The sequence below is a fragment of the Streptococcus sp. genome (genome assembly GCF_032481935.1).
Taxonomy (GTDB): domain Bacteria; phylum Bacillota; class Bacilli; order Lactobacillales; family Streptococcaceae; genus Streptococcus.
In genome coordinates, this window is sequence record NZ_JAWERU010000065.1 from 1 (window position 1) to 5266 (window position 5266).

Genomic DNA, 5266 nt, shown 5'->3' on the forward strand with positions numbered 1-5266 from the left:
AAAGTTGCATTTAATTTTAATGAAAATCCTCCATATTCATCATCTTGGCGAATAGGTTCTAGCTTATCTACTGAAAATGAAAATCCATCAGTTTTAGAACAAAGAATCTCTTCAAAGATATGAATCAAATTTTCTTTGCTCATTTCGGTTCCCTTCAGAGTGACATCTAAATCCATTGTGGTTCGCTTATCTAGTCCAATCATTTGACCTATTAGATACCCTCCTTTTACAATGAAGGAATCTCTATAAGAACTAGTAGAAATCAGTTTTAACACTTGCTCAATTAAATAATGTTGTTGTACTTGTTGGGCTGGAATTCCCTTATCTTTTGAAATGTTTTTGATTTTTGCTTTAAAGCTATTCGCATTTGAAAACATTAAGATAGTACCTCCGTATAAGATTGTAACTTATCAGTTACTTTAAATAGCTGGGCATAATAAAATAATTTGTGTAAATAAATTTTATTTTGTTGAAAATATTTTTTAAACGCTGGTGCAATAATTTGAAGATCCACCTGATGAACTGGTCTTAGACACTCAACCAAAACTCGTTCAACTTCATAAACTTTAATAAATTGGCCAGGAAGACGCTCTATTTCAATAATTCCTTCACTATAGTGAGAGCGTAAAATAATAGGACGTATATCTGCTTCCTTAATGTTTTTGGTATTCGTACCATAAGGAAAACTCATCGTCATGTTAAAAGGGATAGTCAAAGATAAACCATGTAACCAAAGTGCTGTCTCCAAAGAAAAGATTCCCTTTGGAAATCGATACTGAAGAACAAACCACTCATCTAAATAAATATCAGGTAAGCGATATAAGCCTTTTTCTGCAGCATCGATTTTTCCTTCTGTAACCATTTTTAATAAGGTTTTGTAGTGTAAATTTTCATCTATCACTTGTTTAAAAGTTAAAAAACCATACTTATTGAAAGAGTTCATCAGTTTCTCTCTTTTATCAACCATATCATTCTCCTTTCTTTAGAAATAAAATGCTAACATCTACTATATATGTTAGCATTTTATTTCCTTAAAATCAATTCATTTAGTTTTTTTATTTCAAAATTAATCCATACGTAAGACAGACCAGCTATTATTAAAGAAAAAATAAGACATAGACTGATAGGTTCCACACTAAATGTAGACCCATACTGCCCCATAAGTCAGATTTATAGCGTACAAGCCCTAAAAACATCCCAAGTGAAACATATAAACACCAACCTAGAATGGTTCCTGGATGATGTGCTAAGGCAAATAAAACACTTGTCAAAGCAACTCGAATATCTAATTTTCTAGCCAAGTTCCATAAAATTTCTCGATACAAAAATTCTTCAACCATACTCGCATTGATTAAGAACAATAAAAATGAAAACCAAGGAACTTGATGTTGAAGCCCAATTAAGTTTGCTTGATTCGTGCTTCCTTGAGCATGAATCAGACTAAAACATAGACTTATAATCAGTAGGCTAACGAATCCAATACCAAGCCATTTCATCCTAGTTTTCATATTGACCTTGACAACTTGTTTTCGTTGACCATACATCCATAAAAAAGAAATGAGCGACGCACAATAGAGAATCTGTAGTATGGTTAACTCACTAATACAAAGCAATTTCAGTAAGTATAGGGATACCAATAAAACATTTACTTGTTGGAATATATACACTGGAATTATTCTTTTCATAGTTACCTCCGAAATAAATCTTCATAATCTAAATCTAATACCTGCACAATCCTTTCTACCCATGGACTTTGAGGCATTCGTTGTTCCATCTTGTAGTGGCGTATCTTTTGATACAAACGATTCAATTCACTTGGATAGTGAAACTCTCCCGCAAACATTTTTCTGGTTAACTCAATCCAGCTGATATTTCTTTCAGCCAAAATAATGGACAAGTTCTCCCAAAATCGTTCAGCCATATTGCTTCTCCTTTAACTAGATAAATAATGTGTTTGTTCCATGTAAATCAATTGTTTCGTGTCTCTAGGCAATAGAGCTCTAGCCTCTTCCAAATTCAAATTTGGATAAACTCGCTTATTTGAAACTGCAAGAGGAAGTCTGATGGTTAGTTCAGGATTTTTTAATATCATCTCAATGAAATCCGTTAATCTTAGATTGTCACGGTTCTTAAATCGTAATAAATTGGGAGATAAAAACTCAAAACAATCTGAAGAATAGCTCATCATCTCAATTAATTTGTCCTTTGTCATTTCAGAAATCGAATGGCAAGATACCTCAATACCGTAGTTTTGAAAGAAATCTAAAAGAAGTTGATTTCTATGGTTATTTTTACTTAGATAGAGATCAATCATGGGAGACCTCCAACAAATTTGCTTCCATTTGATATTCTGAGACGATTAAGGAATCTAATAACTTTGAGAAGTTAATTGATTTCTTGTCTTCATCATAAGCTTTTACAGTTACTTGGGTTGTAAGTATTCCCTCTTTTCCCTCGGCTTGATAACCTTGTCCATATAAAACAAAAACAAGATTTTGATTATCATCTACAAAGGCATCAACTCCGTTCTTTATATCCTGACTTTCAAGGAATTCCATAACGTTTTGAAGATAGGATTCATAAAATAATGGGTAATTATGTTTTTTATGGTAATCATCTAAAAATGTCACCTCAAACTCACATGGATAATTGGGCATCAAAAATATTTGTTCATCCAGCTGTTTGATTTCTGCAGCATGTAATTCTGTTTCTAATTCATCACAATCTAGTATTGACTCTTTATTTAAAGCTTTCATCTTTTTCCTCTATTTCTTTTAATTTCTTTGCGATTGCAGCAATCACAGGAACGGTTACACTATTACCAGCTTGTTTATAGAGTTGACAATTACTAGAGACTTTTCTCGCAGCTTCAAAAGCCCAATCAGGAAAGCCCTGTAGGCGAAAACACTCTTTAGGAGTGATTCGTCGTATTCTCAGACGGTAAAATTGTCCATCTATTAAAACACCAGCTACATGGTAAACTTGCTTATCTTCTCCTTCATAGCTAGCCACTACTACTCCCATTTGACCACTAGTTGTCAAAGTATTCGCTATACCTTTTCCAACTCTACCACGCCGATACTGTGAACTTGGTCTTTCCAAATTGATTGAATCTCCAATCTCTGCTTGAGCATATCCTTTCTTAGTTGCCTCCCGGACTTTTAGAAATTGGATTGGTTCTGGAATCAGTATTTTGGGGATTTTATCTCCTCCTTGCATCGTAGTCAGTGTTGGAGATAAGCCTTTGCTTCCATATACGCGACCTGTCTCCTTAAAGCTAGTCGGTAAATCTCCAACAACGACAATACCATGACGATCCTGAGTATTTAAAGTAAACATCGGCTCTTGGTTTTCCTTAAAGCGTCTCCCATTTTGTCTCTTGTCTAATCTATCTGGTGTCATACAAGGAATAGCAACCTTGAATCCTTCTCCTTTTCCACTAACTAAGGTTGGTGCAAGACCTTCTGAATAATAGACTTTACCGCTCATTCCACTTTTTGATGGATTCAAATTCCCTAGTGTTTTTACAGTCTCAGAGTTAGTTGTTTGACCTTCTCGTCTGAAAGGAAATAAGAGTCTGGTACCTTTCTTTCTAGAATGTCCGATAATAAACACCCTCTCTCTGTTTTGGGGAACGCCAAAATCCTTACTGTTAAGCACCTGCCACTCAACATCAAACCCCAACTCATCAAGTGTGGTAAGGATTGTGGTGAACGTCCGTCCCTTATCGTGATTGAGTAGGCCTTTAACATTTTCAAGAAAAAGAAAACGTGGTTGGATTTGTTTGGCCGCCCGAGCAATTTCAAAGAACAAAGTTCCTCTAGTATCTTCAAATCCCAATCGTCTTCCTGCGATTGAAAATGCTTGACAAGGGAATCCCCCACAGATGATATCGACTTTCCCTCTAAGTTTTTTAAATTCATCATCTGAAACATCTCGTATGTCATGAAATTCTATTTCCCCTTCCGTTTGAAAAATGGATTTATAAGATTCTCTAGCAAATTTATCAATCTCACAAAATCCAATACACTCATGTCCGACACTTTCCATTCCAAGTCGAAATCCTCCGATACCTGAAAATAAATCAATAAATCTCATTTCTTTATCACCCCTTTCTGATCGACTATCAATGTCCAAAGTGTCACACCACTTGAAATTAAAATGAGCATAACTAATATCCACTCGATTGGCGACATTTAACCACCTCCTTTTCTAACACGGTTATTCCAAACGGAATATAGACCATTAAACACAAATTCAGCAAGTACTTCCGCTCGTCTCACAAAGCGAACATTGTCAAGAGCATACTGATAGATTCTCTCAAAATCAGTCATAGCAATTTCACTGGCTGTTTCAGAAAAACCCTCTCGTCTAAATTGATCTTGTACCAATCCCCAAATATAATCTCGATCATATTTTGTGACCTTTTCTACTTTTCTTTTCAAGATAGGTTGAGTATTCCTCTCCTCCTCATCCTCAATAAATAAAGAATCAGTCTCACTATATTTAGTCTCACTAACTTCAGTCTCACTAGGGGCTAAATGTGAGACGGGGGCCGTTTCATTTTCATCCTGCCCTAGTCTTTTTTTAACACTAGGCCTGTTTGAATTAGCTACTGGGGTAGAAGATAATTCCCCTAAATAAATCTTATTAGCTAGTCTTCCTTTCTCACTTGAAGACTGTTGGACTTCATCAATTAAGTCATATTCTTTAAGAATTTTTTTGATGGACAATAATTTTGACTTCGAACAACCTAACAGCTTCATCAGTTTAGAATTAGAAAATACTAAATAGACTGCTCCTTCTTCATCTATCCAACCACGACTAAGAGATAATTCTAAACGATCTTTTAAAATAGAGTAAGCCACCTTTACTTCTAGTTTCATATCCATATATTTCTCATCCTCAAAAAGAATTTTAGGCAATTTATAATACCGTTCTGAAGTTTGATATTGATTTGCGGTAATTCGTTTCATAGCGCTCCTCCAAGTTCTTTGAGTATTAAATCTCCACTTGATTCCAAGCGAACCAACCCACTTTTTTCCAATTCAGCCATAAGAGATATGGCCTCAACAATATCTATTCCCATTTCACGTACTAAAAATGAAATGACAATATAGCGTGATGATTGTAATTCTTTTGTCATTTTCCCTCCAGAAAATAAAAAAGGCTCTATAATATTTGTAGTGGGTAAATCCCCTATGGATATTATGGAGCCTATTTTTGTGTAGAAAAAAAGTCCCATAAGATCTATAATGAAAAGCGA

The 5266-nt window shown here is 34.8% G+C and carries 9 protein-coding genes; all 9 read right to left on the reverse strand.

The window, feature by feature from the left end:
• The coding region (locus E7C97_RS08875) for a nucleotidyl transferase AbiEii/AbiGii toxin family protein (protein ID WP_316108969.1) at nt 1–377 on the reverse strand (377 nt) is incomplete at its 3' end.
• A complete protein-coding gene (locus E7C97_RS08880) occupies nt 377–967 on the reverse strand; it encodes a type IV toxin-antitoxin system AbiEi family antitoxin domain-containing protein (protein ID WP_316108970.1) in 591 nt (196 codons plus the stop codon). The genes E7C97_RS08875 and E7C97_RS08880, both read right to left, overlap by 1 nt.
• Before the next feature lie 130 nt (nt 968–1097).
• Nucleotides 1098–1685, reverse strand: a complete 588-nt coding sequence (locus tag E7C97_RS08885) for a CPBP family intramembrane glutamic endopeptidase (protein ID WP_000821310.1) — start codon at nt 1683–1685, stop codon at nt 1098–1100.
• Nucleotides 1686–1687: 2 nt separating this feature from the next.
• Entirely contained in the window at nt 1688–1921 is a 234-nt protein-coding gene (locus tag E7C97_RS08890) for a hypothetical protein (protein WP_000840776.1), read from the reverse strand.
• A gap of 12 nt (nt 1922–1933) precedes the next feature.
• Nucleotides 1934–2314 (reverse strand): arsenate reductase, encoded by a 381-nt coding sequence (locus tag E7C97_RS08895; protein ID WP_022524954.1) that lies wholly within the window; start codon nt 2312–2314, stop codon nt 1934–1936.
• Complete coding sequence (locus E7C97_RS08900) at nt 2307–2756, reverse strand: hypothetical protein (RefSeq protein WP_125393263.1); 450 nt, start codon at nt 2754–2756, stop codon at nt 2307–2309. The genes E7C97_RS08895 and E7C97_RS08900 overlap by 8 nt, the downstream gene beginning before the upstream one ends.
• Nucleotides 2740–4098 carry a DNA (cytosine-5-)-methyltransferase gene (dcm, locus tag E7C97_RS08905; RefSeq protein WP_216728295.1) on the reverse strand — a complete coding sequence of 453 codons (1359 nt, stop codon included), beginning with the start codon at nt 4096–4098 and terminating at the stop codon, nt 2740–2742. Before dcm ends, E7C97_RS08900 begins: the two co-directional genes overlap by 17 nt.
• A 98-nt stretch (nt 4099–4196) precedes the next feature.
• Entirely contained in the window at nt 4197–4976 is a 780-nt protein-coding gene (locus E7C97_RS08910) for a replication initiator protein A (RefSeq protein WP_151378854.1), read from the reverse strand.
• The coding region (locus tag E7C97_RS08915) for a hypothetical protein (RefSeq protein WP_316108975.1) at nt 4973–5266 on the reverse strand (294 nt) is incomplete at its 5' end. The genes E7C97_RS08910 and E7C97_RS08915, both read right to left, overlap by 4 nt.